The organism is Corallococcus sp. AB011P, assembly GCF_003611605.1.
Lineage (GTDB): Bacteria > Myxococcota > Myxococcia > Myxococcales > Myxococcaceae > Corallococcus > Corallococcus coralloides.
In genome coordinates, this window is the sequence record NZ_RAVX01000004.1 from 391,672 (window position 1) to 416,403 (window position 24,732).

The following is a 24,732-nucleotide window of genomic DNA, read 5'->3' on the forward strand; positions in this document are numbered from 1 at the left end:
CATGGCCCCAGACGGGCTCTCCCATGAACGCCGACGATTGCCAGAAGCGGGGTCACCGGAGGTGGTGACGGACGAGGAGGTCCCGGCGGCGCCAGCGCCGTCGGTGGATCCGCTGGTGGGGTCGACGATTGGCGAGTTCATCATCCGGGAGCGCGTGGGCGCGGGAGGGATGGGGGTCGTCTACCGGGCGGAGCACCCGCTGATTGGCAAGCACGCGGCCATCAAGGTGATGCGCGCGGAGCTGGTGTCCCCGGAGCAGGAGCAGCGGCTGCTGGTGGAGGCGCGGGCGGTGAACGCCATCCGGCATCCGGGCGTGCTGGACATCTTCAACTTCGGGACGCTGCCGGACTGCCGGCCGTACGTGGTGATGGAGCTGCTCCAGGGCCAGTCGCTCGCGGACCGGATGCGCGAGCGGGGCCGGATGGACGTGGGGACCACGGCCTGGGTGTTGGAGCAGGTCCTGGCCGCGCTGGCGGCCGCGCACCGGGCGGGGGTGGTGCACCGGGACCTGAAGCCCGCGAACGTGTTCCTGATGGAGCAGCCGGACGCGGCGCCGCTGATCAAGCTGGTGGATTTCGGCATCGCCAAGGTGATGCAGGAGCACGACGCGCTTGCTCGGGCAGACCGTTCCACGCTGGGGACGCCGGACTTCATGGCCCCGGAGCAGATCCGCGGCGGCGAGGTGGGCCCGGCCGCGGACCTGTACGCGCTGGGAGTGATGGCGTTCCACATGCTCACGGGCACCCGGCCGTTCCAGGGTGACAACGTGCAGGTGATGTTCGCGCACGTGGAGCAGGTCCCTCCCCGGGTGTCGTCGCGGGTGGAGGGGATTCCGCCGGAGCTCGATGAGCTGGTGTTCCAGTTGATGGAGAAGGCGCCAGCGAAGAGGCCCGCGACCGCGACCGCCGTGAGGCTGAAGCTCCGCGGGCTGGCGCGACCGCCCGTGCCATCCGTGAACGTGGAGCCGGAGGCTGCACCGCCGTCGAGTGTCGAGTCACGGGCTGTTCCGGAGGTGCCCACGGCCAACGTGGCTCCGCCTCGCCGGAACGGGGTGTCCATCGCGGTGGCGGCGGTTGCCGGGGTGGCGCTGCTGGGAGTGGGTTACGGGTTGGGGATGCAGGCGCGGAAGGCGGAGCAGACGCAAGTGATTGCGCCGCCGCGACCTTCCGAGCCGGTGATGGTGGACACGAGGCCCACGCTTCCGGTGGAACCGCCGCCGGTCACTGCGACGCAGGCCCCTGTCGAGGAGCCGCCCGAGGTCATCGAGGAAGAAGCGTCCGCGGAGGCGGAGACCGCGACAGCGACCCTGGCGAAGTCCACGAAGTTGCCACCGTTGCCGGCGGGGACTGCCTCCGAGAAGAAGATGGAGCAGCGGCTGGCAGGTCTGTTCAAGCTGCTGCTGGCGCGGGCGAAGGACGTGGATGCGGAGGGAGCACTGCGCGGCAAGCTGATCCAGCAGTACCGGGCCGCCGCGGAAGCGACGACGGACGCCGAGCGTGCACGCATCCATGTCGCGCTGGATGACACCGAGAAGGAGCTGACCCAGCGCATCGCGCTGCACGACGCGCCCCCGGTGCCCGCCGCCGTCGTCGCTCCCCCTGAGCCGCCCAAGGTTCCGGCGCTCGTGATTCCCAAGCTCCCCACCCTGCCCCAGGGCAATGCCTCCGAGCAGCGGCTGGCCCAGCGCATGGACAAGCTGGTGGCGGAGCTGCGCAAGCGCACGCAGAACCAGGACGTCGCGCCGGAGCTCACGAAGCAGCTGGTGGACATCTACAAGGCCGCGGCGAACGCCACGACCGCCACCGAGCGCATGACCGTGCATCAGGCCTTGGATGCGTGGCAGGAGCGGCTGACGGCGCGCTTCCCGCGCTGAGCATTACGTCCAGGGGATCCACGGAAGTCCCGAGCCCTCAACATCCACATGACGGGCCTTGGCGGGCGTCGCCATGAGGGATTCCTCCGGAGGTAACAGGGAGGAAAAGGACCGGCTCACTGGAAGTAAGGGGACCTCCGCGTCGCCTGTCGAACGAGCGAACAACCGGCAAGTCCTCAGGGCACGCGACGGCGTCCCGGGCTCACGGTACTGTCACCGCAAAACGAGCTTTTCCATGAAGACGCGAAGAATTCCGGAGACGGGGGCACACCGGGCGCTGACGGAGCGGGAGGTGCCGGTGGCGATGGCACCCACGGCGCCAAAGGCGGATCCGCTGCTGGGGGCGCAGCTGGGTGAGTTCATCATCCAGGAGCGCATTGGCGCGGGTGGGATGGGGGTGGTGTACCGGGCGGAGCACCCCATCATTGGCAAGCAGGCCGCCATCAAGGTGTTGCGCGCGGAGTTGATGTCGCCGGAGCAGGCGCAGCGGTTGCTGGTGGAAGCACGGTCGGTCAACGCCATCCGTCATCCGGGCATCCTGGACATCTTCAACTTCGGGTCGTTGCCGGATGGTCGGCCATACGTGGTGATGGAGCTGCTCCAGGGCCAGTCGCTCGCGGAGGTGTTGCGCTCGCGGGGGCGGCTGGACGTGGGGACAGCGGTCTGGATGTTGGATCAGATCCTCTCGCCGCTGGGGGCGGCGCACCGGGCGGGCGTGGTGCACCGGGACCTGAAGCCGGCGAACGTGTTCATGGCGGAGCGGCCGGACGCGGCGCCCATGCTCAAGCTGGTCGACTTCGGCATCGCCAAGGTGCTGCAGTCGCAAGAGGGACTGACGCACGCGGACGGATCCGTGCTGGGGACGCCGGACTTCATGGCGCCGGAGCAGGTCCGCGGCGGCGCGGTGGGCCCTGCCACGGACCTGTATGCGCTGGGCGTGATGGCGTTCCAGATGCTCACCGGCGCGCGTCCGTTCCAGGGAGACAACGTGCAGGTGTTGTTCGCGCACGTCGAACAGGCACCGCCGCCGCCCTCGTCGAAGGTGGAGGGCATTCCGCCAGAGCTCGACGCGCTGGTGCTCCAGTTGTTGGAGAAGGCTCCGGCGAAGCGGCCTGCATCCGCGGAGGAGGTGCGGCAGAGGTTGAAGGCGCTGTCCCTGGAGCGGCCTCCGGATGCGCTGGGACCTTCCGTGGCGGTGGAGCCGAAGCGGGAGGAGCCCACGTCTCCGGCGGCGCCCCGGCCGCCGGGGCTCGCGGATCGCTGGAAGGTGGCACCGCTCGCGGCGGCGGCGGTCGCGGGGGTGGCGCTGCTGGGCGCGGGGCTTTGGTGGATGACGCGGCCCGCGGAGACACCTCCCAAGCTGGAGCAGCGTCTGCCCATGCCGGTCCCGCCCGTGGTGAAGGCGCCGGATCCGGTGGTGCCACCCGCTCCGGATCCGGTCGTGACAGCCGAGCCTGAGCCCGAGGCACTCGAGGAAGAGGCGCCGGAGACGGAAACGGAGGTGAAGACAGGACTGCCTCCGCTGCCGCTCACGACGGCGTCGGAGAAGAAGCTGGCGCGGCGGCTGTCCGGGTTGTTCAAGCAACAGCGGGCGCGAGCGAAGGACGTGGACGAGGAAGGAGCGTTGCGCGGCAAGTTGATCCACCAGTACCGGGCCGCCGCGGACGCGACGACGGAGGCCGAGCGCGCGCGGATCCACATGGCGCTGGATGGCATCGAGAAGGAGCTGGCGCAGCGCATCGCCTTGCATGACGCGCCGCCCGTGGTCGTCGTCCCGGAGATGCCCAAGGTCCCGCCGCTCGTGCTGCCCGCGCTGCCCACCCTGCCCCGGACCAGTGGGTATGAGCAGCGATTGGCCCAGCGGTTGGACAGGCTGGTCGCGGAGCTGCGCAAACGCACGAAGGGCCAGGACGTCGCTCCAGACCTTACGAAGCAGTTGGTGGAGATCTACCGGTCCGCGGCGAACGCCACGACCGCCGTCGAGCGCACGGAGGTGTACCAAGCGCTAGACGCGTGGCAGGAACGGTTGACGTCGCGCTTCCCGAAGTGAGCGGGAGCCAATCGCTGGCGGGTATGATTTTACATCCCGGCAGTCATTCACGACCCGCCGCCCCATGCTGGTGGGTTGTTTGGAATCAGGGGAAATGGGCGGCTATGGTCCGCGCGAACTCCCCTCATGAAAACCCACCGTCCTTCCATTCCCGACGGGGCGACGCTCACCCTGCGGAAGACCGCGTCGGCGGACACCACGCCTCTCGTGGATCCGCTGCTCTCGTCACAGATTGGTGACTTCACCGTCGAGGAGCGGATCGGCGCCGGAGGAATGGGGGTCGTCTACCGGGCCACCCATTCCCTCATCGGGAAGCAGGCCGCCATCAAGGTGTTGCGCGCGGAGCTCGTCTCCCCCCGGGTGCATGAGCGGCTGCTCGTGGAAGCCCGTGCGGTGAATGCCATCCGGCACCCGGGCATCATCGACATCTTCGGCTTCGGCAAGCTTCCGGATGGGCGCCCCTACGTCGTGATGGAGCTGCTGGAGGGCCGGCCGCTCTCCGAGCTGCTGTCCGACCAGAAGCGGTTGGACGTGCCCACCGTCCTCTGGATGTTGGATCAGATCCTCTCAGCGCTGGGGGCGGCACACCGGGCGGGGGTCGTACACCGGGACCTGAAGCCAGCGAACGTGTTCATGGTGGAGCCGCCGAACGCCGCGCCCACGATCAAGCTGGTCGACTTCGGCATCGCCAAGCTGCTGGAGAACAGGGAGAGCCCGACGACCCTCGATGGCTCCGTGCTGGGCACGCCCGAGTTCATGGCGCCCGAGCAGATCCGCGGCGGCACGGTGGGCCCTGCCACGGACCTCTACGCGCTGGGCATCATGGCGTTCCAGATGCTTACGGGCGCGCGGCCCTTCCAGGGCGATCCCGTCCAGGTGCTGTTCGCCCATGTCGATCGGATCCCGCCGCTGCCCTCCTCGCGCGCGGAGGGCATTCCTCCAGAGCTCGACACGCTGGTGCTCCAGTTGCTGGCGAAGGACCCCGCCCTGCGCCCACCCTCCGCCGAGGCCGTGCAGCAGCAGCTTCAGCGGGTGCCCGCGGAGTCGCGCACCCAGCCCTTCGCGAGGCCCCCAGGCCTGAAGCCCAAGGCGTCCACGCAGCGCCCGGCCCCTGAGCCCAAGCCCGCCGCGGCCCGTGCCCCCACCCGTGCGCCTGTCGTGGTCGCGGATGATGAAGACTCGGGGACGGGGACGCTCCAGCCCCTCCGGCGTCCGACGCACCGGGGCTGGATGCTGGGAGGCGCGGCGTTGCTCGTGGGCCTGGGGGCTGGAGCGTGGTGGCTGAGCCGCCCGGCTGCTCCGACGGAAGCGGTCCCCACGCAGATAGCGCCCAAGCCTGAACTCGAGCCCACGCCCAAAGCAGAGCCCACGAACGAAGTTCGAGTCGAGCAGACCACTCCGGAAACTCCCCAGGCCGTGGCCACCACCAGGTCCGCGCCTTCCAAGAAGGCGGAAGCTCCTGCTGGGGAGGCTGAAGATGCGCAGCCCGAGTCCGACGAGGAAGGGGCACCTTCCCAGCCCTCTCGCACGGGAAGAATCACTTACAAGACCAAGGTCCCCTCATCGCCATTGCCGGAGCCCATCCCCGCTGTGACTCCAGCGCCGCCCCTAGCGGCCCAGGGCAAGGCCACTGTGACCGATGTCACAGAGTCGGAAGGCAATGCCTTCATGGGGACAACCGGTTCGACCCAGACGGCACCACCGACGCCAGCCCCTGTCGCGCCCCGTGACGCGATGCCCGAGCTGCCCAGGGACAATGCTACCCAGAAGGCCCTGGCAGCCCGGCTGACCAAACTGTTCAACAAGATCCATGCCCCGAGCCCCAAAGGAAATCCTCCCAAGGAGCTTCTCGACGATCTGATGTGGATTATGCGTCAGGCCGCCAAGGCCAGCACCGCCACCGAACGGACCGACGTCAGCACGGGTGCCTACGAATGGGAAAGGCGCTTCGATCAATGGCGGGGATTGCCCGCCGAAGCGCCGGTCGCCGCCGCACCGGCCCTGGTCGGGCAGCAAAAGCCACAACCTGTCCCTGCGCCTCCTTCGGAGCCGCCGTCGCGACCGCATCCCCTCGGCTCCCTGCCCGAACTGCGAAGAACGACGCCCCAAGAGGTGCAGCTTGCGAGCCGCGTGCAGCAGCTCACCCGTGAGTTCCTACGACGGACAGCGGGCGCTCGTAGCTCTTTGGATCTGGAATGGCGGCTCCTGCACTTCCATGAGCGTGCCGCTCAGGAGCTGACCGACACTGAGCGCATGGCGCTCCACCAAGAAATGGACAAGTGGTTCGAGCAGCTGAAGACACGCTACCCCCTCTGATCATTTCTTCACCAAAGCGATGTCAGGCACGACCCTGTGGGTCTCCCTGTCCCAGGAGATCCTCCACATCGTGATCCGCTGACCCGCGGATGTTTGAATGCATTGGGAGCGCATGCCTATGGTTCGCGCGCCAGCGCCCCCATGAAAAGCCCCCGCTCCTCTCGAAGCGATGCCACACAGGTCATGCGCCCCCCATCGCGGGTCAGCACGCCTCCGGATCCTTTGTTGGGTTCGCAGTTGGGGGAGTTCGTCGTCCAGGAGCGCATCGGCGCGGGCGGCATGGGCGTGGTGTACCGCGCCGTGCACCCGCTGATTGGCAAGCAGGTCGCCATCAAGGTCATGCGCATCGAGATGGTGTCGCAGCAGCAGGTGCAGCGCCTGCTGGTGGAGGCCCGTGCGGTCAATGCCGTCCGGCATCCGGGCATCATCGACATCTTCGGCTTTGGCACCCTCCCGGATGAGCGCCCCTACGTCATCATGGAGTTGCTCCAGGGACGGGCGCTCTCTGATTTCGTCCGCGCGAAGCGCCCCATGGACCTGGAGTCCGTCGTCTGGGTCATGGACCAGATGCTCTCCGCGCTGAGCGCCGCGCACCGTGCCGGCGTGGTGCACCGCGACCTGAAGCCACCCAACGTCTTCATCGTGGAAGCGCCATCGACTCCGGCCGCCGTGAAGCTGGTCGACTTCGGCATCGCGAAGTTGATGGAGTCGCGCGACAAGCCGCTGACGGCGGACGACATGGTCATCGGCACGCCGGAGTTCATGGCGCCCGAGCAGATCCGCGGCGACACCGTCGGGCCGGCGACCGATCTCTACGCGGTGGGCGTGCTGATGTTCCAGTTGCTCACTGGCGTGCGCCCCTTCCAGGGCGAGTCCGTCCAGGTGATGTTCGCGCACCTGGAGCAGGCGCCGCCGCTGCCTTCGTCGCGCCTCCCGGGACTGCCGCAGGAAGTGGACGCCCTGGTGCTCCATCTGCTTGCGAAGAACCCCGCGTCACGGCCGCCTTCCGCCGAAGCCGTGCGTGAGCAATTGAAGCGCATCCCACTGCGCTCGCCTCCTCGCGCGCCATCCCTCACGAAGACCGAGATCCCGCTCCCTGCGGGTGACAGCAATACGCCCAGCACGCAGGAAGCGCTCAAGGCCATTCGCCAACCGCCGGGCATTGGATGGGCACTGCTTGGCGCGTTGGTGCTGCTGAGCGTAGGCGCTGGCATCGTCCGGCTCCGCTCAGTGCCTTCTCCTCCTACCGAAACCCCAGCCGATACGAACCCCCATGGGACTGAGGCGAGCCCCCATGGGACTGACGCGGGCCCACATGAGACTCATGAAGTCATCCAGGGGGCTGACGCGGGCACCCCTGGGACCGACGCGGGCGTGGACGCCAGGTCTCCGAAGCCCTCACAGGCAAAGAAGGAGCTCTTTCAGCGCATCCAGCGGCTCCGGACGGAGTTGTTTCGCAGAAGCGCGGGCGCACCAGAAGCAAAGGCGCTGAAGGAGTCACTGCAAGCGATCGCGCAGTCCGCGAGCTACGCGCGCTCCGCAAAGGACTACGCGGGGGCCAATTCCGCGCTGGACGACTGGGAAGACCGCCTCGAACAGCGCTTCCCGGCGCGCTAACCCCGGTCGTCCTCGTCCGCCTCATCCAGCCCCTCCGGCGACTCCAACAACCGCCGGGCCCGCTCCATCATCTCCACGACGATCTGCCCCGCGGGCTGCACGGTGTCGATGCGCGCCATGCTCGCGCCTCCCGCCGGGAGGCTCATCTCCTCCAGGTCTCCCTGCGTGTCCGGCGTGGGCAGGAAGGAGCTGAACCTCGGCATCACGTACTGCACGTCCAGCACGCCCGGGAACAGCCGCGTCGTCCCGATGGCGCCCGACTCCGCCGTCGCCGGCACGCTCGACTCGCGCCCCGCCCACTCGCGCACCACGCGGTTGCGGATCACCCGCATGCGCTTGCCCGGCCACTCCGGCCCGAACAGCGTCGTCATCGCCGTGTCGCCCGCGTCCCCGTCCACCAGCCGCTCTTTGTAGAGCGGGTGCGCGTACGCCTCCACCGACGCCACCAGCCTCGTGCCCACCCAGACGCCGTCCGCGCCGTGATGCAGCGCGCGCGCCGCACTGAACCCATCCGCGATGCCTCCCGCCGCGAGCACCGGCACCGCGTCCGTCAGCTTCCGGAATTCCTTCAGCAAGACCAACGTCGGCGTGCAGCCCAGGTTGCGCCCGCCCGCCTGCCGCCCCTGGGCGATGAGCCCCTCCACCCCGGCGTCCAGCGACTGCCTCGCCAGCTCCACCGTGCCTGCCTGCACCCAGACCCGCGTCCCCGCGGCCTGCAGCGCTTGAATCCACTCGCGCGGCGGCAACGCCCAGTGGAACACCACCACCGGCACCTTCGCCGCGATGCATGTGTCCACGTGGTCCCGCGTCGTGAAGCCGTGTGGCTCCTTGTCCACGATGAAGTCCACGCCGTAGGGGCGTTGCGTGCCCGCCTGGATGGCCTTCAGCCGCGCCTCCAGCACGCCCGGCGGCTCTGGCGCCGTGCCCAACATTCCCAGGCCGCCCGCTTCCGAAACCGCCACCACCAGCGGAGGCAGGGACACGAACGCCATGCCTGCTCCGACGAAGGGATAGTGGATGCCCAGCTCGCGCGTCAGCCGCGTCCTCAGCGTGTTGCCCTCCAACACGTAGATGGGCTTCGACTTCGGACGGGCCTCCAGGCCCGCGGCATCGGACTCGCCATCCGCCAGCGTCGCCTCGTCCTCGGAGGAAGCAGAGGGCTGGCCGGGTCGTCCGTCGTTCGCGCCGTTCATCGCGTCTCCCGAAAGGATGCTGACGTACCGAGCCTTCAAGATTAGCAGCGCCACCCCCTGATTCAGCCGCGGCCGGGCGGGGCTGTGCTCACTGGCCAGCAGAGCGGCCTCACTCCTCCGGGATGAGGCCGCCGGGCCCCAGTTCCGCGTCCGTCAACACCCGGCCCCGCCCCAGCCGCCGCGTCAGGGGCCGGTAGCGCTGCGCCACCAGGGTGCTCAACCGGAAAGGCAGCTTGCGCTCCCGCTCCACCCGGCGGGCCCGCTCCACCAGCGCCTCGCGCGTCAGCCGCAGCGGGCCTTCCAGCCCCACCAGGATGCGGTTGGTCGTGGTGGGCACCTCGAAGACGGACAGGCCGTGGAAGCTCACCTGGTAGGTGCGCACCATCGCGTCGTAGTGCGGGTTCGCCGCGGACTCCCAGACGTTGCTCACCACCGCCCCGCCTCGCGTCAGCCGCGCGCGCACCGCGCCCAGGAACTCGCGCGTGGCCAGGTGCCCGGGAATCTGATCCGCTCCGTATGCATCCAGGAGGATGAGGTCGTAGGGCGGCCCGTCCGCTTCGATGAAGGCCCGCCCGTCCGCCACGTGCGCGCGCAGGAGCGCGTCCTCCTGGAAGCCGCAGTACTCCTTCGCGGCGTCCACCACCGCCGCGTCCAGCTCCACCACGTCGATGTGCGTGTCCGGCAGCACCGCGCGCAGGAACATGGGGATGGCGCCACCCCCCAACCCGATGGCGAGGATGTTCTCCGGCCGGGGCACGAACGCCAGCGACACCATCGCCATGCGGGTGTACGGCAGCTCCAGCCGCAGCGGCTCGCCGGGCCACACCACGCTCTGGCGCGCGCCCCCGTCGCCGAAGCGCAGCGAGCGGCGCCCTTGCTCGTCCTCGGTGACGATGACGGGCCCGGAGCCGTCATCGCGATCGTCCTCCACCGCCAGGGCCCGGGCTCCCTACTTCGCGTCCGTCACCGGCAGGGGTCCGCTGTCCAACACCCGCTGTGCCATCACCACCGGCCCGTACCGGGGCGTCTGGATGGGCGTGCCCTGCGCGTCCTTCCCCTGGCTGAGCGTGATGGCGTCCGCGTCCGGCAGGTAGCCCACGCGCAGGGACACCTCGCGCACGGTGGACAGCTCGCGCGTCTCCTCCGGGCCCGTGGGGTACGGCAGCGCGGTGCGCAGGGGAAGCGGCACCACCGCGCGGCGGTTCGCCGTGGCGCCCGGCTCCACGCGGCTGACCGCGGGCACCTCCGGCGCCTCCACCTCCAGGTTCTCCGGCACCGGCACCAACATCCGCGACAGCACCACCTTGCCGCCGGACAGGTCCACGTAGGCCCGCTCGGGTGCCAGCGTGAGGTGGCCGCTGAAGCCCACGTCCCACAGGCCGTCCGTGAGCAGCACGGCCTTCTGCGTCCGGTTGTGCACCGCGTAGGTGACGGCGAGCGTGTCCGCCTCGTGCGTCACCGACTCCACCTTCAGCTCCACGTCCGCCTGGGCCACGCGCTGTCCTCCTGGCTCCGCTGGGGGCGCGGGCCGCTCCGGCGCCCGCGCACAGCCCACGATGATTGCCAGCGCCATGATGGCACCAGCGCGGCGGAAGGTCTTCATCCCCCGAATCCTAGTAGCGCGGGCGGGTGGGCAGGTTCAGGTCGTCACGCAGGACGTTCTCTCCGGGACGTCCGCCCTGGACCACGTCCGGCGTCGCCGGGTTCTGGTCCAGGTCGATGGGCAGGCCCACCGCGGAGGTCTCCAGGTTGCGCGTGCCATCCTTGGAGCCCAGCGCCAGCGTGCCGTTGTTCATGTCCGAGGCGTGCACCAGCTCGTGGAACAGACCCACCACCGGCGGGCGGTTCATCCACTCCTCGCTGCCCAACGAGATGCGCGTGGTGTTGTAGTTCACCTGCGAGTCCGTGCCCTTGCCCGGCGTGCCGTCCGCGTTCATGAAGCCGTCGTTGAAGTTCGTGCCGCCCGCGCTGTTGCCGCTGGACGTCTCGCGGATGACCGTCTTCTTGCCGCTGTCGTCCAGCGTGCGCAGCAGGTCCTGGCCCGAAGGCAGCGAGCGCATCGCGTCCAGGTCCGACTGCACGCGCGCCTGGAACTCCGCGCTGCCCGTCACGGAGACGGAGGAGCCCCGCTGGTCCGCGTCCGTCATGTCGACGATTTCACGCTCGCCCTCGGCCGCGTCGGCGGTGGTCTCGCCCTCCTCCACGTAGAGCTTGTCCGTGCCCGTGCCGCCACGGACGGTGTCCTTGCCCGCGCCGCCCGCCACCGCGTCGTTGCCCGCGCCACCCGACAGCGTGTCGTTGCCGCGCCCGCCGATGACCTGGTCGTCGCCCTCGCCGCCGTAGGCCCGGTCATCGCCCGCGCCCGCGTCGATGTAGTCCCGGCCCTTGCCGCCGGACATGGAGTCGTTGCCGTCCAGGCCGTACATCACGTCGCGGCCCTCGCCACCCATGATGCGGTCATCGCCCGCGCCGCCCTCCAGGTAGTCGTCGCCGTCCTGGCCCTTCAGGGTGTCCTTGCCCTCGCCGCCAATGACGGTGTCGTTGCCCGCGCCGCCGATGAGCGTGTCGTTGCCCGCGCCGCCCGTGAGCTTGTCATCGCCCTCACCGCCATCCAGGGTGATGTCCTGCGTGACGCTCTTGTCCACGGTGATGGAGTCGTTGCCCGCGCCGCCGTTGATGATGGCGCCCTTGGCCTGCTCCGCGGTGAGCGTCACCGTGTCGCTGCCGGACTTGATGGTCAGCCCACCGTCCTTGTTCTGCGACACCGTCGCGGTGTTGTTGCCCGCGCCCAGGTCCACCACCGTGCGGCCGTCCGCGTTCGTGCTCACCTGCGGCGCGAGCGCCTTCGCCACGCCCTTGGCGATCTTGTCGATGGCCGAGCCGATGCCCGACCCGATTCCGCCCAGGAAGCCACCGCCGTCCTTGTCCTTCTTCAGCGCCGTCTCGGTGGTGCGGACCTCCGTCAGCTGGGGACGCGAACCCGCGCGGGGACCCGAGTCGAAGCCGTCCGACATCCGCTGCGTGACAGCGGCCTTCACCGCGTTCGGCTTCCCGGGCGCGGCGGGCGTCTTCGGCTGCGGGGTGCTGACAGGGGACGTCGTGCGCGAGCCGGGCTTGCCAATCGTGGTCATGTCGCTTCTCCCAGGTGACGGAGACACCTGGCCTGAGGGTCCCGGCAGCGGTGCGCCAGGGTCGGCAGAACGCCGACATTCCAGATTGTCGTGAACGTTTGCCGCCAGTTGCGTCGCACACCGGGAAACGACACGGCGCGGCACGGAAGCCCTTGGAATCGTTGTGTTTCTCAATTCCCGATTCGCGAGACGGTTTCCAGTTTTTCATGTATTACGGCTTCACCACCCCCGCCCCATTCGAGGGGAAACGGGGGGGTGGATGACGGGAGGGAGCACCGCATGAAGCTGAAGACGTTGCTGTCCGCCGGGGTGGCGTTGGCCGCCGCGGCGTGGGCCAGTCCGGGGGTGGCGGCCACGGCGAACGGCCCCATCTGCGACCCGGCGGCCTACGTGAACTCGACCACCTATTACAACTGCACCGGGAGCAGCCACACGGCGCTGGATATCGGCAACGGATCCTGCGGCGAGTGGAACCACCGCGGCATGCTGGTGGGCAACTACTACTATTACTACTACGGCGGCTGCGCGGCGGCCTGCTACGGATCCACGTGTAACGGCGGCGCGGGCAACTACTACGTGGTGTCCGGCGCGAACGGCTGGGACTTCCGCCAGCTGCACTTCTACGCCAACGTCAGCTCCGGCACGAAGACGTGCGACCGCTGCGCGCTGGGGCTCGTGGGCGGCACGGGCAGCGCCACTGGCCCGCACGTGCACGCGGACAACCGGCAGTACGGCACGCGCAAGTCGGCCTGGTACACCAGCGTCGGCACCACGTGCGGCACCAACGCCAACTGCACCAACCGGCTGGGCGTTCCCACGCTGTAGCCAAAGCGTGCAGGTGTCCTCGGGCGGGGGCCGTACGTCCCCTGCCCGGCTTCACATCTCCGATGTCCGGCGCGCGTGCGCCCGTCCTTCCTCCTCCGCGTGAGCCCCCTTCGACATGACCTCCCGTCCCCTCTTCAAGGTCGCGCTCGCCGGCCTCGTCCTCCTCGTCGCCCTGGGCGTCGTGTGGTGGCGAGATTCGGCCGGGAGCGATGACGCCGGTCCTCCGCCGCACGTCGCGGTGACTCCTGCCATGGCCACGGCCGCCGCCGGGAATGCCACCAACGCGGAGCCTCCGCCCTCCGCGCGCACGGGCCCGCGCGAGGAGATTCCGATGCCCGGGTGCTGGGACGGGCTCGCCGCGTTGGACAGGTCCGCGACGATGGAGTCGCTGCACGCCGCCGTGGCCGCCGCCATCCAGGCGCGCGACACAGCGCTGGTGGCCTATCTCCAGGAGCGCCTGACGGAGCTCGTGGGCAACGACCCGGACCGAGCGCTGCAACTGGTGGCGTGGGCGATGAACTCCGCGCCGCCAGAGCCGGCAATCTACCTGGAGGCCCTCAAGGCCTCGCCCGCCGTGCGCCACCCGCGCGTCACGGAGAAGCTGGTGTCGGTGGCCGAGGACAAGTCGGTGGCCACGACGGACCGGGCCTCCGCGTTGGACGCGCTGGAGACGCAGCACCGCTTCACGCCGGAGACGCGCGGCCGGCTCAAGGCCATCGCGATGGATGACTCCGCCGACTCCGCCGCGTGGATGGCCACGCGCACGCTGGGCCGGGTGATGAAGGAGGACTACGAGCGCACCGGCACGTATGCGCCGTACTGGAAGGACCTGCTGGACATCGGCACCACGTCGGATGACTCGGCGGTGCGGCTGCTCGCGCTGGAGATGCCGTCGTACTCCGACCCGCTGCTCGACTCGGATTCCATCGACGCGCTGGCGAAGGTGATGCGCACCGACAAGGAGCGCGACGTGCGCGAGATGGCCGCCTTCCGGCTCGCCGTCACTGAAGACCCCCAGAAGGCCCTGGCCGCGTACCGCGCCGCCTTCGACGGTGAACATGACCTGTGCGTGCGCTGGGCCTTCCTGCGCTTCGCGGTGCGCGCGGCCGGCGCGGATGCCCTGCCCCTGGTGGAGGAGTTCGCGCGCAAGGACCCGCGCCTACGGCAGGACTATCTGGACTTCAAGGCGCTGTACGCCACCGGCACGACGGACTTCGCGCGCATCTGGCAGGGCAAGAAGGAACACCACGCCTGCGTGGTCGAGGAAGGAGCGCCGCACTGATGGGCTCGCGAACGATGAAGGCCCGGGTGCTCTGGCTGTCGCTGCTGCCCGGCCTGGCCCTGGCGCAGGGGGCGCCCGTTGCCGTCCCCACCCGGACGGCCTGCACGGTGGAGGGCATGCTGGACGAGGTGCGCGTGGCCATGAAGACGGGCTCGCCCGCGTACCGCAAGTACGCGCGGCTGCGCCTGAAGGAGGCCGCCATCGCCATGCCGCCAGAGGCCCTGGGCCGGGCGGTGAGCCAGGAGCGAGACCCCGCCGTGCTGGAGGCCGTGGGCGCGGCGCTGGCCACCAAGGCGAGCAACGCGCAGAAGCCGGAGCTGCTCCAGCCGCTGCTCTCCCGCGCGAGCCAGGACGCGGACCCCGGCCTGCGCGCCGCGGCGGTGCGCGCGCTCCAGGGCTCGCCGTCGGTGGAGTTCATGGCGAAGAACGGCGACGTCGTCACCTACGAGCAGCTCGTGCGTGACAGCGCGCCGGAGGTGCGCCAGGCGGTGGTGGAGAACCTGGTGACGGAGAGCGCGGGCATCTACTTCGGCCACAACCCGGAGCTGGCCGAAGCGGCGGTGAAGGTCGCCACGGCCACGGACGACCCGGCGCTGGCCAAACGCCTGCTGGGCGAGGTCTCCATGGAGGCCGCGAGCCCGGAGGTGGTTCGCAAGCTCACCCAGCAATTGCGTTCGGAGGACGCGGGCCTGCGCGCGGCGGCGGCGAAGGCGCTGGGCAGTGTGCCGGGCTCCGAGTCCGCGGGTGCGCGCCGCTCGCTCACGTCTCTGTACCGGAGCGACAGCGACCTCGCGGTGCGCAAGTCCGCGCTGGAGGGGCTCGCGCGGCTGGGCCAGTCCGGCGCCCGGCCGCTCCTGGAATCCCTGCGCGGCGTGGACAAGCGTCTGGACCCGGAGATCGACGCGTGGCTGTCCGCGCTCCAGAAGAACCTCCAGGAGTGGCACCTCATCCTGCGAGAGAAGCAGCGCCTGTCGCCCTGAGTGCATCCTCCCGGACACCGCAGTTCCATGGCGGGCATCCTTCGCGCCCGGCCCCGCCGAAAAGGTGGCCGGGCGGAGGGGAGTGCGACAGGTTGAGGGGGCCATGTCCGACAGTGGTTTCGGCTCGTCCACCCTCGCCCTGGCGCTCGTTGGCAGCGCCGTCACCGTGCTCTCCACCAGCCTGGGCGCCGTGCCCGCCCTGGCCATGGGCGGCATCTCCCAGCGCACCAAGGACGTGCTGATGGGCTTCAGCGCGGGCGTGATGCTCGCGGCCACGGCCTTCTCGCTCGTCGTCCCCGCCATCCACCTGGCGGAGGAGCGCACCACGTCGCGCTTCGTCCCCGCGCTGGTGGTGGGCGGCAGCATGCTGGTGGGTGGCCTGTTCCTGCACCTGTGCAACCGCTTCATCCCTCACGAGCACTTCATCAAGGGCCAGGAGGGAAACGCACAGGCGGCGAACCTGAAGCGCATCTGGCTGTTCGTGCTGGCCATCGCGCTGCACAACTTCCCGGAGGGCCTGGCGGTGGGCACCGGCGTGGGCAGCCGCTCCATGACCATCGCCGTGCCCATCCTCGTGGGTATCGGGCTGCAGGACATCCCGGAGGGTTTCGTCGTCGCGCTGGCGCTGATGGGCGTGGCGTACAGCCGCAAGCAGGCGGTGCTGGTGGCGCTCTACACGGGGCTGGTGGAGGGCTTGGCCGCGCTGGTGGGCTTCTTCGCCACGTCGTTCGCGTCAGGCGTGCTGCCGTGGGCGCTCGCGTTCGCGGGCGGCTCCATGCTGTACGTCGTCAGCGACGAGATGATCCCCGAGAGCCACCGCCAGGAGTACGCGAAGGAGGCCACCGCCGGGCTGATGGTGGGCTTCGTGCTGATGATGTTCCTGGACGTGACGCTGAGCTGACGCTGTGCGTGCGCGCACCGCGTCTGTGTCCTGCCGGACACCCGGCGTCCCCGCCCCGTGTGGCCCGGACGTGGTAGTTTCAGGTGCATGTCTGTGTCGGATCGAACCCGCGTCGACGGGACCCCCGGGGAGTCGAAGGACAAGGGCGCCCACCTGGACGAGGAGGGGCAGGAGGCCGCGCTCCACGTGACGCTGCCGTATGAGCAGGCCCGCCGTCCGGGGGACCTGCCCACGGTGCGCCGCTTCCGCCTGTCCGTGGTGGAGGGCCCGGGCGCGGGCACGGTGTGGGAGTCCACGGCGGACACCTGCTCGGTGGGCTCGCATCCGCTCAACGACTTCGCGGTGGAGGACTCCACCGTGTCGCGCTTCCACTGCGAGGTGCGAATCGGGCCCAAGGGCCCGCAGGTGAAGGACCTGGACAGCCTCAACGGCGTCATCGTGGACGGCGTGCAGGTGGTGGAGGGCATCCTGCGCAGCGGCAGCCTGCTGCGGCTGGGCCGAGTGGTGCTGCGGTTCGACTTCAGCGCGGAGAGCAACCGGCTGCCCCTGTCGGAGCTGACGCGCTTCGGCACGCTGGTGGGCACGTCCGTGGCCATGCGCGGCTGCTTCGCGATGATGGAGCGGGCCTCCGCGCGCGACGTCACGGTGCTGCTGGAGGGAGAGACGGGCACGGGCAAGAGCCAGGCGGCGCTCGCCATCCACCAGGCCAGCCGGCGCAAGGACGCGGCGTTCCTGGTGGTGGACTGCGGCGCCATCCCCGCGCACATCCTGGAGAGCGAGCTGTTCGGCCACGAGAAGGGCTCCTTCACCGGCGCGGTGAGCCGGCGAGCGGGCGTCTTCGAGGAGGCCGACGGCGGCACCGTCTTCCTGGACGAGATTGGCGAATTGCCCCCGGAGTTGCAGCCCAAGCTCTTGCGTGTGCTGGAGAACCGGGAGATTCGCCGGGTGGGCAGCAACACGTACCAGCCGGTGGACGTGCGGCTCATCGCGGCCACGCACCGCGACCTGCGCGCGGAGGTGAACGCGGGCCGCTTCCGCTCCGACCTGTTCTTCCGGCTCGCGGTGCTGCGCATCGCCATGCCGTCCCTGCGCCAGCGGCCGGAGGACCTGTCCATGCTGGTGTCGGGCATCCTGGCGTCGCTGGGCGCGGACCCGGAGCGCACGGGCGCGCTGCGCACGCCGGAGTTCATGTCGCGGCTGAGGCACGCGGCGTGGCCGGGCAACGTGCGCGAACTGCGCAACCACCTGGAGCGCTGCCTGGTGTTCGAGGACGCGCTGCCCCTGGCGGAGGAGGACTCGCGCCCGGAGGGCAGCCCGCTGGAGCTGGACCTGTCGCGGCCATACGCGGAGCAGCGCCGGCGCGTGGTGGACGACTTCGAGCGGAGATACCTGCGGGCGCTCCTGGAGAAGCACCAGGGCAAGGTGGCCCAGGCCGCCGTCACCGCCGGCATGGACCGCGTGCACTTCTACCGGCTGCTGCGCAGGCACGGCATCAAGCCGTAGGCGGCTTCAGCGCCGGGAGGAGAGCCGCCAGCGCTCGGCGGCCTCCGGCACGGGGCTGGCGACGAAGTCCGCCTCCAGTCCCCGCAGCGCCGGGCCGGTGACGATGGGCGTGGCCGCTTCTCCGTCATCCCGCACCCAGCCGGGCAGGTGGAGCAGGCCCCCTTCCCCGCCCGTCGCGTCCCACGCGGAGGCCGTGGTCTCCGTCCAGCCGTGAGCGTCTTCCCGCGATGTCATCCGGTCCACGTGCACGGTGACGAGCAGGCTCGCGGTGGAGGTGTCCTTGCCCGTCAGCGCGAGCCCCACGTCCAGCACCCGCGCGCGCAGCTCACGTTCACGGCGCACGTCGTCCGGGAGGCTGGCAACGGCAAGCAGGCACGCGCCGCCCATCACCCTCACGTCCAGCCCGGCTTCGCGCGCCAGGGTGCTCGCGCGCTCCAGGCCCGCGTCCAGGTCCTCCATGGCGGCGGGGTTCGGCTCGCCCGTCAGCCGGGCCTCCACGTACAGCCCCACCGCGCGTGGCACCTCCACCGGCGCCGCGCCTCCCAGCACCGCGCCCCGCAGGTCCTCCAGCAGCGCGTCCACGTCCGGGTGGCGCTCCTCGCGCGCCTTGCGCAGACACCGCAGCACCACCGCGTCCAGCGCGGCGGACACCGGCGCGTGCTCTCCGGGACGGGGCGGCGGCGCGTGCAGGTGCTGCTGCTCCACCTCATGGCGCGTGGTGCCCTGGAAGGGCGGCATGCCCGTGAGCAGTTGGAAGAGCAGCACGCCCGCGGCGTACAGGTCCGTGCGCGCGTCCGGCACCTCGCCGCGGATCTGCTCCGGCGCCATGGACAGCGGCGTGCCCAGCACCACGCCGGTGTGCGTGAGCGACGAGCTGCCCGGAGCGCCCGGCACCAGCCCCTTCGCCACGCCGAAGTCCACCAGCTTCACGGCGGGGCCTCCGCGCCCCGGCGCGAGCCGCACCACGTTCTGCACCTTCAGGTCGCGGTGCACCACGCCCGCCGCGTGCGCCACGCGCAGCGCCGCGCCCACCTGCTCCATCACCTCCAGCACCTCGCGCGGGGACAGGGGCCCTCGCGTGGCCAGCTCCGCCGCCAGGTCCTGCCCCTCCAGCCACTCCATGGCGATGAAGGGCCGGCCGTCCGACAGCTCGCCGTACCCCAGCACCGTGACGATGTGCGGGTGGTGCAGCCGCTGCAGCGTGGCCGCTTCACGCCGGAAGCGCCGCAGCGCCACCGCCGCCGCGGCCACCTGCGGGTGCAGCACCTTCAGCGCCGCGGGCACTCCGGATTGCGCGTGCCGCGCCCGGTACAGCGCGGACACGGGGCCGTGGACCTGGACGCGGTCCACGACCCACTCGCCCACGAGCGCGCCGGGCCGCAGCTCCTCGCCGTAGAGGGCCTCCTCGCCATTGCCCGCCATGGGCTAGCGCTTGCCCCGTGAGCTCTCCTGGGGCGGCGGGGGCTCCGTCCAGCGCTTGCACAGCTCGCGGTGCTCTTCATCCACCAGGTCGCACGCGCCGTTGAGGAAGACGGTGACGGGCTCCTCCCAGAGCTGGTTGGACGTGTCCATGCAGGACTCGAAGTCGCCGTCGCCCGACAGCAGCGGGCCGTCCTGCGTCTTGCACTGGTAGGGGACGTTCGGGGCGGTGCTCCAGCACGGGCCCGTCACGGTGGCCGCGCAGTCCTCCTGCGTGCCCGGCAGCGCGCAGACTCGGTAGGTCGCGTAGGCCCGGCCGTACACCCAACCCGGGTCGTAGCAGGAGTAGAGGTCCTTGAAGACGGGCTTCGACTGGCGGCCCTTCGGACGGTTGACGGTGTAGCGGTCCTTCTGCCCCGCCACCAACGTCACCGTCACGTTGATGTCGTCGCGCAGCGCGTCCCTGCCGAAGAGGTTGCCGTAGAAGGCGCCCTCGCGGACCCGGTACACGGCGCGCTCGGAGAGCGGCGCCTGCACTCCGGCCGAGACGCCCACGGTCGCCGTGCCCTCCGCGCCGCTGTCCCAGGGCGCGGTCATCACCGTGAAGTACCCACCCGACACGGGGCAGGTGAACTTCACGGAGGGGTCCGTATCGATGGAGGGCGAGGGGTCCGTGGACTCCGGCACACACCCCTGGCTGGACTCCACGTGCCGCGCGTCCGTCTTGTCGCAGCCGGCGATGCCATTGCACACGCGCAGCACCATGCGCGCTCCGGAGCTGGAGCCCAGCGGCGTCCCCGACGGGCAGACCGCCGGGCCTCCCGCGCCCACGGAGATGGTCTGGCCCGCCGGACACCACCCCACCGAGTGCATCTTCCAGCCACAGTTCCGCTCCGCGCCCACCGTCTGCTCGTCGCACGGCACGGCGCTGCTCACCGACGCGGTCGTGGACGGCACGTGCGCCAGCGGCTCCGTCCACGCGTCCAGCGCGAAGGGCTCCGCCATGGAGAGGACGGGCTCATGGATTTCCCCGCGCATGGACAGCTCCACGCGGTAGCCCATGCCGTTGTTGCGCGACAGGAGACACGCCGTCACGCGCCGGAGGCACGCGTCGCCCGGCGCCTGCGTGCGCCACCACGGACAGAGGCCCGCGGAGCCGGCCCATTCACTGCGCTGGGCGCCAGCGGGTTTGAAGGGGTTGAGGTATTCGAGCGTCTCGCCCTCGCCCAACGCACAGCTCACCAGGTACGCCATGAAGCGCTGCGCGTACGGGTCGCGGAGCTGGTGGTTGACGAGCGCGCTGTCCGCGCCGGGGATCATCTCGTCGGGGTCGAAGAGGGACTCCAGCGTGTTGGTGGACAGGGCCGCGTTGGCGTCGTGGTTCGCGGCGATGGCGTTGAGCACCAGCTCCCGCGTCGTGAGCGAGTTGGCGATGCGGATGTCCGCCTTGCTCGTGCCGAGCGTCACGTCGGCATCGGCGCTGGCGGTGGTGTCTTCCGGGAGCGAGGGCTCGCAGCCGGTCAGGGCCAGCAACAGGAAACACCAGGGGACTCGGAGGACGGAGGAGGCCATCGCGCGAACACTCCTTGGGTAGGATTTGGAAATGGGAGGGGAAGGAAACCCCAGGCGCGGCCTTCTTGTCTCCCTGTAGCGCGAAAGGTTACGTGAGCGGCACCGTGTAACGATTCCCGTTACAGCGCTGAGGGTGCGAGCGCGGCACGCAATGCGTGGAAACGCGTAGACCACAGGGGGGCTTCCGCCACGGCGGGTCCGGCACGCTCGAGCCACGCGCGGGCCTCGTCCATGGCGCCCGTGCGGCGCGCGATGTCGGTGGCCTGCAGGAGGATCTCCGCTTTCTCATCCGGTGAGGCCAGCGCGTCCGCTTCGGTGTGGAGCGCGGCCCAGTCCGTCGCGAGGAAGGCGCCGGCGGCCTGCTGATGGACCTGGAGCTCCACGAGCCGCCGCATGATGGCGGTGGGCGGCAGGGATTCCGGCGGACAGCGCTCGGCAATCCAGGCGAGCTGGCGGGCCGCCGCTGCCTCGTCTCCCGCGGCGGCCTGGATGCGAGCGATGAGCAGCGCGTCCACGGGCACGGGGTGTTCACGGAAGAAGCGCACGCCCAATTCATACGCGCGCTGCGCGAGGGGGAGCGCTTCGTCCAGGCGGCCTTGCATGTAGAGGACCTCCGCCAGGTTGAAGGTGGACCAGCGCTCCATCTGCGCGTGGGCCAGCTCCCGGCCCAGGGCCATGGCCCGGCGCAGGTCCGCTTCCATGCGGTGCACGTCACCCTGGCGGAGCCACAGGAGGACGCGGTTGCTCAGCACGGCGGCCTTGTGCAGTCCGTCGCCCGCGGACTCGCAGCGCTCCAGGGCCTCGTCGAAGCGTTCGGCCGCTTCCGGCGCGCGGTCCAGGAAGGTGAGCGCGGCGCCCAGCAGGGCCAGCGACACGACCAGCGTCTCGTGGTCCCGGGCGCGCTCGGCGCCTTCGGCGGTGGAGGTGAGCACGCGGGTCGCGGCGGCCCATTCGCCCTGACGCACGTGCAGGCGGCCGCGTGCGAGGCCACAGCGAAGGGACAGGCGCGGCGCGTCCAGGGGCTCGATGGCGTCGAGCGCTTCGCGCGTGCAGGCGGCGGAGCCCTCCGAGTCCTCCATCCAGTCGCGCGCGGTGGCTTCCTCCAGGAGCAGGTCCACTTCGAGCGCGGCGTCGCCTCGGGTGCGGGCCAGGGCGCGCGCGGTGGACAGGTCCGCGAGGCTTTCACGGAAGCGCTGGAGGCGGTGGCGGACCTTGCCCCGTCCCGCGAGCGCCTGGGCCCTTCTCGCGTCGTCGGACTCCGGGAGGAGCGCGAGCGCGCGTGTGTAGTGCTGCTCCGCTTCCACGGAGAGGTGGCCGGTGCGGGCCTCCTCCGCCAGCGACAGGTAGTCGCGCGAGGCCTCCAGGTGGGCGCCGCAGACGGCCGCGTGGTGGGCCCGGCGGCGGCGTTCGGCCACGTCATCCCCCACGCTGGCCTTGAGCGCGGCGGCGTGCAGCGCGCGGCGGGGCGCGGGAGGCAGCAGGGCCTCCAGGGCCTCGCGCAGGAGCGGGTGGCGGAAGGCGAAGCGCCCCGGACCGGTGGGACGCAGGAGGCCCGCGCGGGTCAGCCGTTGCAGGCCGGCGCCCGCGTCCAGGGCGGCGGCGCGCGACAGCTCCGGCCCAGCGGTGAGGTGGCGCAGGGCCGCGTCCACCCGTGCGACGTCCACCTCCGTGCCGAGCACCGCGCACAGCCGCGCGAGCACACGGTGGGCCTCCGGAAGGCTCGCGAGCACGCGTGGGGCCAGCCGTTCAAAGAGCGGCGTGACGGAGACGTCCAGCAGCGCGTCCGGCGCGACGTACCATCCACCGCCCGGCGCTGAACGCAGGGCCCCGGCGGCGCGGAGTGCGCGGGCCAGCTCGACGAGGGACAGGGGCACGCCCTGCGCCAGGAGCTCCAGGCGCGCGAGCACGGGTTCGGGGATGTGCTCCGCCGGGCGCAGCAGGTGGACGAGCACCGCACGGCTGGCTTCCGGAGGCAGGGGCGGCAGCGTGTGGCGTGAGGCCTGGGCACTGCGCTCGCCCAGGTGGGGACGCAGGCCCAGCAGCGAAGGCCGTCCGGCGACGCAGATCCACAGGGGCGCCCTCGGACCTTCGAGCGTGGCGCGCTCGAGCACATCCAGGCTCAGGGGATCCGCGAGGTGCGCATCGTCCAGCAACAGCACGAGCGGGGTTTCACGGGCCTGGGCGAGGAGTGCCTCGGCCAGGATGCGAGGCTCCGCGGACGGACGGCCCGCGACGGCGCGCAGGGAGTCCAGCAGGGCGTTGGACAGCGACGCATCTGGCGGCGGCGCGCGCAGTCGGACGACCCGGGCATGGCCCGCGGACTCCAACTGGAGCGCGAGCGCCTTGAGCAACCGTGACTTGCCATGCCCCACCTCACCGGTGAGCACGCCCAGGCCCGGAGCCGAGGACGACAGGCTCCGCGCCGCGTCCGCGACCAGTGCATCCAGCAGCGCTTCGCGGCCCACGAACGGAGGAGGCTCTCCATCAGCACGAGCGCCGTCCTCGTCGTGGAGGCGCAGACGGAAGACCGCTCCGTTCTCGCGCGCGGCGTCCACGGGGCGCGGTGACGCCGCGCGTGCGCCCTCCGCGGCTGCTCGCGGCACGGCAGATTCACGTGTCCCGGCTGCCTGTGTCGCGGCGTGTTCGCCCTCTCCGGCCGCTTGCGAGGGAATGGACTCACGGCTTACGGGCTCGGCGTCACTGTCGTCCTGCCGGGTGACGGGCTCGATCCATCCAGGCTCGAGCCGCGCGACCGCCTCCGGTGACACCCGCACCTCGCCTTGCGCGAGTGCCCTTCCCCACCACGTCTCCGGCCGCTCCAGCGCGGCGCCCGCGATGCGCGGCAACGTGGTGCCCGGATGCACGTACAGCACCGCGACGTGCAGGACCGCCGAGGCCTCTCCAGACTCCACCAACCGCCGTGCCGCGAGCGCGCCCGCGCGCACGTTCGCCTCCGCGGACAACGACTCGCAGAAGACGAGCAGGTAGCCGCCCGCCGCGACCCGCGCCAGCACTCCGCCGAACGGCTCCAGCGTGGCCGCCAGCCCTTCCACCGACGCGGCCGTGCGCAGCCCCAGCACCGCCACCGGACGCGCGCCCGCGAACGTCACCAGCGCCTGCGCCGGCCGCGCATCCCTCGCCCCGACGACACCAGACAGCGAAGGCCCTTCCGCGCACGCGGCCTCGAACGCGGCCAGCACCTCCTCCGCGCTCGCGTACCGTTGCGCCGGCTCCTTGGCCAGGCACCGCGCCACCACCGCGTCCAGCGCCACCGGGACCGCTGCACGCTCCGACACACGCGGCGGACGCTGGCTCACGTGGCCTTCGCGCACCTCGTCCGGAGTGCCGTGGAAGGGCGGCGTCCCCGTGAGCAGTTCGAAGAGCAGGACGCCCAGCGCGTAGATGTCCGCCGCCGGGCCCGCCTCGCGCGCGTCCAGGCACTGCTCCGGCGCCATGTAGACCGTCGTGCCCGCGCGGTTGCCCGCCGCCTCCGCCGGCCCCGCGTCCCTCCACCGCGCGAGCCCGAAGTCCAGGAGGCTCAGCGCGCCACCTTCGCGCAGGAAGATGTTCTCCGGCTTGAGGTCCCGGTGCGCGACCCCCACCGCATGCACGCGCGCCACCGCCGGACACAGCCCCGTCAGCAGCTCCCGCACGCGCGCTACGGACGCCGCGCCCGTCCCTGGCAGCGCCGCCATCCACGCCGCGAGCGTCTGCCCTCGCAACAGCTCCTGCACCAGGAAGGGCCTGCCCCCCACCCGCCCCTCCTCCAGCACCTGGGGCACCGTGGGTGGCCCTACGCGCCGGAGCGCCTCCGCCTCATGGGCGAAGCGCGCATGGTGCGGCCCCAGTCCCACCTTGAGCGCCACCTCGCGACCCTCCGCTTCGCGCACCGCGGTGAAGACGTGAGCGAAGCCCCCCACTCCCAACAGGGTGGCACCGGACAGGCCGGGGACGTCTGGGATCGCCAACGGCTCCAGGGGGAAACCCGGCTCGGCGGCGACGCCATTCACGGGACACGCCGCGCCGGGAGCGAGGCGGCGGTGGCAGACCGGACAGCGCATGCGGATGCC

At 71.0% G+C, this 24,732-nt stretch carries 16 protein-coding genes; 9 read left to right on the forward strand and 7 right to left on the reverse strand.

The features are described 5' to 3' along the window. Nucleotides 1-37 precede the first annotated feature (37 nt). The 4 genes from D7X30_RS14840 (at nucleotide 38) to D7X30_RS14855 (ending at nucleotide 7,856) form a co-directional block, all read left to right on the forward strand. A complete protein-coding gene (locus D7X30_RS14840; RefSeq protein ID WP_233591561.1) occupies nucleotides 38-1,873 on the forward strand; it encodes a serine/threonine-protein kinase in 1,836 nt (611 codons plus the stop codon). Nucleotides 1,874-2,108: 235 nt separating this feature from the next. Further along, complete coding sequence (locus tag D7X30_RS14845) at nucleotides 2,109-3,923, forward strand: serine/threonine-protein kinase (protein ID WP_120563564.1); 1,815 nt, start codon at nucleotides 2,109-2,111, stop codon at nucleotides 3,921-3,923. A 126-nt stretch (nucleotides 3,924-4,049) separates the two neighbouring features. Further along, on the forward strand, nucleotides 4,050-6,239 hold the full coding sequence (locus tag D7X30_RS14850; protein WP_120563565.1) for a serine/threonine-protein kinase: 2,190 nt from the start codon (nucleotides 4,050-4,052) through the stop codon (nucleotides 6,237-6,239). A gap of 183 nt (nucleotides 6,240-6,422) precedes the next feature. Then, entirely contained in the window at nucleotides 6,423-7,856 is a 1,434-nt protein-coding gene (locus D7X30_RS14855; protein WP_233591562.1) for a serine/threonine-protein kinase, read from the forward strand. Here D7X30_RS14855 and D7X30_RS14860 read toward each other — a convergent pair. The 4 genes from D7X30_RS14860 to D7X30_RS14875 form a co-directional block, all read right to left on the reverse strand. After that, on the reverse strand, nucleotides 7,853-9,088 hold the full coding sequence (locus D7X30_RS14860) for a nitronate monooxygenase family protein (protein ID WP_233591564.1): 1,236 nt from the start codon (nucleotides 9,086-9,088) through the stop codon (nucleotides 7,853-7,855). The genes D7X30_RS14855 and D7X30_RS14860 overlap by 4 nt on opposite strands. Nucleotides 9,089-9,158: 70 nt before the next feature. Further along, nucleotides 9,159-9,980: a spermidine synthase gene (locus D7X30_RS14865; RefSeq protein ID WP_120563568.1), complete on the reverse strand. Its 822-nt coding sequence runs from the start codon at nucleotides 9,978-9,980 to the stop codon at nucleotides 9,159-9,161. An 18-nt stretch (nucleotides 9,981-9,998) separates the two neighbouring features. Then, nucleotides 9,999-10,652, reverse strand: coding sequence for a hypothetical protein (locus D7X30_RS14870; RefSeq protein ID WP_120563569.1), 654 nt, complete (start codon nucleotides 10,650-10,652; stop codon nucleotides 9,999-10,001). A 10-nt stretch (nucleotides 10,653-10,662) separates the two neighbouring features. Further along, nucleotides 10,663-12,180, reverse strand: a complete 1,518-nt coding sequence (locus D7X30_RS14875) for a M91 family zinc metallopeptidase (RefSeq protein WP_120563570.1) — start codon at nucleotides 12,178-12,180, stop codon at nucleotides 10,663-10,665. Nucleotides 12,181-12,459: 279 nt separating this feature from the next. On the opposite strand from D7X30_RS14875, the gene D7X30_RS14880 reads away from it, so the two are divergent. The 5 genes from D7X30_RS14880 (at nucleotide 12,460) to D7X30_RS14900 (ending at nucleotide 17,671) form a co-directional block, all read left to right on the forward strand. Next, the gene (locus D7X30_RS14880; RefSeq protein WP_120563571.1) at nucleotides 12,460-13,005 is read left to right on the forward strand and encodes a peptidase M23; all 546 of its coding nucleotides are present in this window, start codon (nucleotides 12,460-12,462) and stop codon (nucleotides 13,003-13,005) included. 115 nt (nucleotides 13,006-13,120) lie between these two features. Next, entirely contained in the window at nucleotides 13,121-14,287 is a 1,167-nt protein-coding gene (locus D7X30_RS14885) for a HEAT repeat domain-containing protein (RefSeq protein ID WP_120563572.1), read from the forward strand. Further along, nucleotides 14,287-15,267, forward strand: coding sequence for a HEAT repeat domain-containing protein (locus D7X30_RS14890; RefSeq protein ID WP_120563573.1), 981 nt, complete (start codon nucleotides 14,287-14,289; stop codon nucleotides 15,265-15,267). Before D7X30_RS14885 ends, D7X30_RS14890 begins: the two co-directional genes overlap by 1 nt. A 103-nt stretch (nucleotides 15,268-15,370) precedes the next feature. Continuing rightward, a complete protein-coding gene (locus D7X30_RS14895) occupies nucleotides 15,371-16,168 on the forward strand; it encodes a ZIP family metal transporter (RefSeq protein ID WP_120563574.1) in 798 nt (265 codons plus the stop codon). A gap of 87 nt (nucleotides 16,169-16,255) precedes the next feature. After that, a complete protein-coding gene (locus D7X30_RS14900) occupies nucleotides 16,256-17,671 on the forward strand; it encodes a sigma 54-interacting transcriptional regulator (protein ID WP_370051385.1) in 1,416 nt (471 codons plus the stop codon). 6 nt (nucleotides 17,672-17,677) lie between these two features. On the opposite strand, the gene D7X30_RS14905 is transcribed toward D7X30_RS14900, so the two are convergent. The 3 genes from D7X30_RS14905 to D7X30_RS14915 form a co-directional block, all read right to left on the reverse strand. Then, entirely contained in the window at nucleotides 17,678-19,093 is a 1,416-nt protein-coding gene (locus tag D7X30_RS14905; RefSeq protein ID WP_120563575.1) for a serine/threonine-protein kinase, read from the reverse strand. Between the two features lie 3 nt (nucleotides 19,094-19,096). Next, complete coding sequence (locus tag D7X30_RS14910; protein WP_120563576.1) at nucleotides 19,097-20,662, reverse strand: hypothetical protein; 1,566 nt, start codon at nucleotides 20,660-20,662, stop codon at nucleotides 19,097-19,099. Between the two features lie 119 nt (nucleotides 20,663-20,781). Further along, nucleotides 20,782-24,723 carry a serine/threonine-protein kinase PknK gene (locus D7X30_RS14915; protein ID WP_120563577.1) on the reverse strand — a complete coding sequence of 1,314 codons (3,942 nt, stop codon included), beginning with the start codon at nucleotides 24,721-24,723 and terminating at the stop codon, nucleotides 20,782-20,784. Between the last annotated feature and the right edge of the window lie 9 nt (nucleotides 24,724-24,732).

Bases quoted from the DNA above. Each gene is read 5' to 3' on its own strand.
- D7X30_RS14875 (WP_120563570.1), bottom strand. From the start codon at position 12,180: ATGACCACGATTGGCAAGCCCGGCTCGCGCACGACGTCCCCTGTCAGC.
- D7X30_RS14895 (WP_120563574.1), top strand. From the start codon at position 15,371: ATGTCCGACAGTGGTTTCGGCTCGTCCACCCTCGCCCTGGCGCTCGTT.
- D7X30_RS14855 (WP_233591562.1), top strand. From the start codon at position 6,423: ATGCGCCCCCCATCGCGGGTCAGCACGCCTCCGGATCCTTTGTTGGGT.
- D7X30_RS14900 (WP_370051385.1), top strand. From the start codon at position 16,256: ATGTCTGTGTCGGATCGAACCCGCGTCGACGGGACCCCCGGGGAGTCG.
- D7X30_RS14890 (WP_120563573.1), top strand. From the start codon at position 14,287: ATGGGCTCGCGAACGATGAAGGCCCGGGTGCTCTGGCTGTCGCTGCTG.
- D7X30_RS14905 (WP_120563575.1), bottom strand. From the start codon at position 19,093: ATGGCGGGCAATGGCGAGGAGGCCCTCTACGGCGAGGAGCTGCGGCCC.
- D7X30_RS14845 (WP_120563564.1), top strand. From the start codon at position 2,109: ATGAAGACGCGAAGAATTCCGGAGACGGGGGCACACCGGGCGCTGACG.
- D7X30_RS14885 (WP_120563572.1), top strand. From the start codon at position 13,121: ATGACCTCCCGTCCCCTCTTCAAGGTCGCGCTCGCCGGCCTCGTCCTC.
- D7X30_RS14910 (WP_120563576.1), bottom strand. From the start codon at position 20,662: ATGGCCTCCTCCGTCCTCCGAGTCCCCTGGTGTTTCCTGTTGCTGGCC.
- D7X30_RS14915 (WP_120563577.1), bottom strand. From the start codon at position 24,723: ATGCGCTGTCCGGTCTGCCACCGCCGCCTCGCTCCCGGCGCGGCGTGT.
- D7X30_RS14850 (WP_120563565.1), top strand. From the start codon at position 4,050: ATGAAAACCCACCGTCCTTCCATTCCCGACGGGGCGACGCTCACCCTG.
- D7X30_RS14870 (WP_120563569.1), bottom strand. From the start codon at position 10,652: ATGAAGACCTTCCGCCGCGCTGGTGCCATCATGGCGCTGGCAATCATC.
- D7X30_RS14880 (WP_120563571.1), top strand. From the start codon at position 12,460: ATGAAGCTGAAGACGTTGCTGTCCGCCGGGGTGGCGTTGGCCGCCGCG.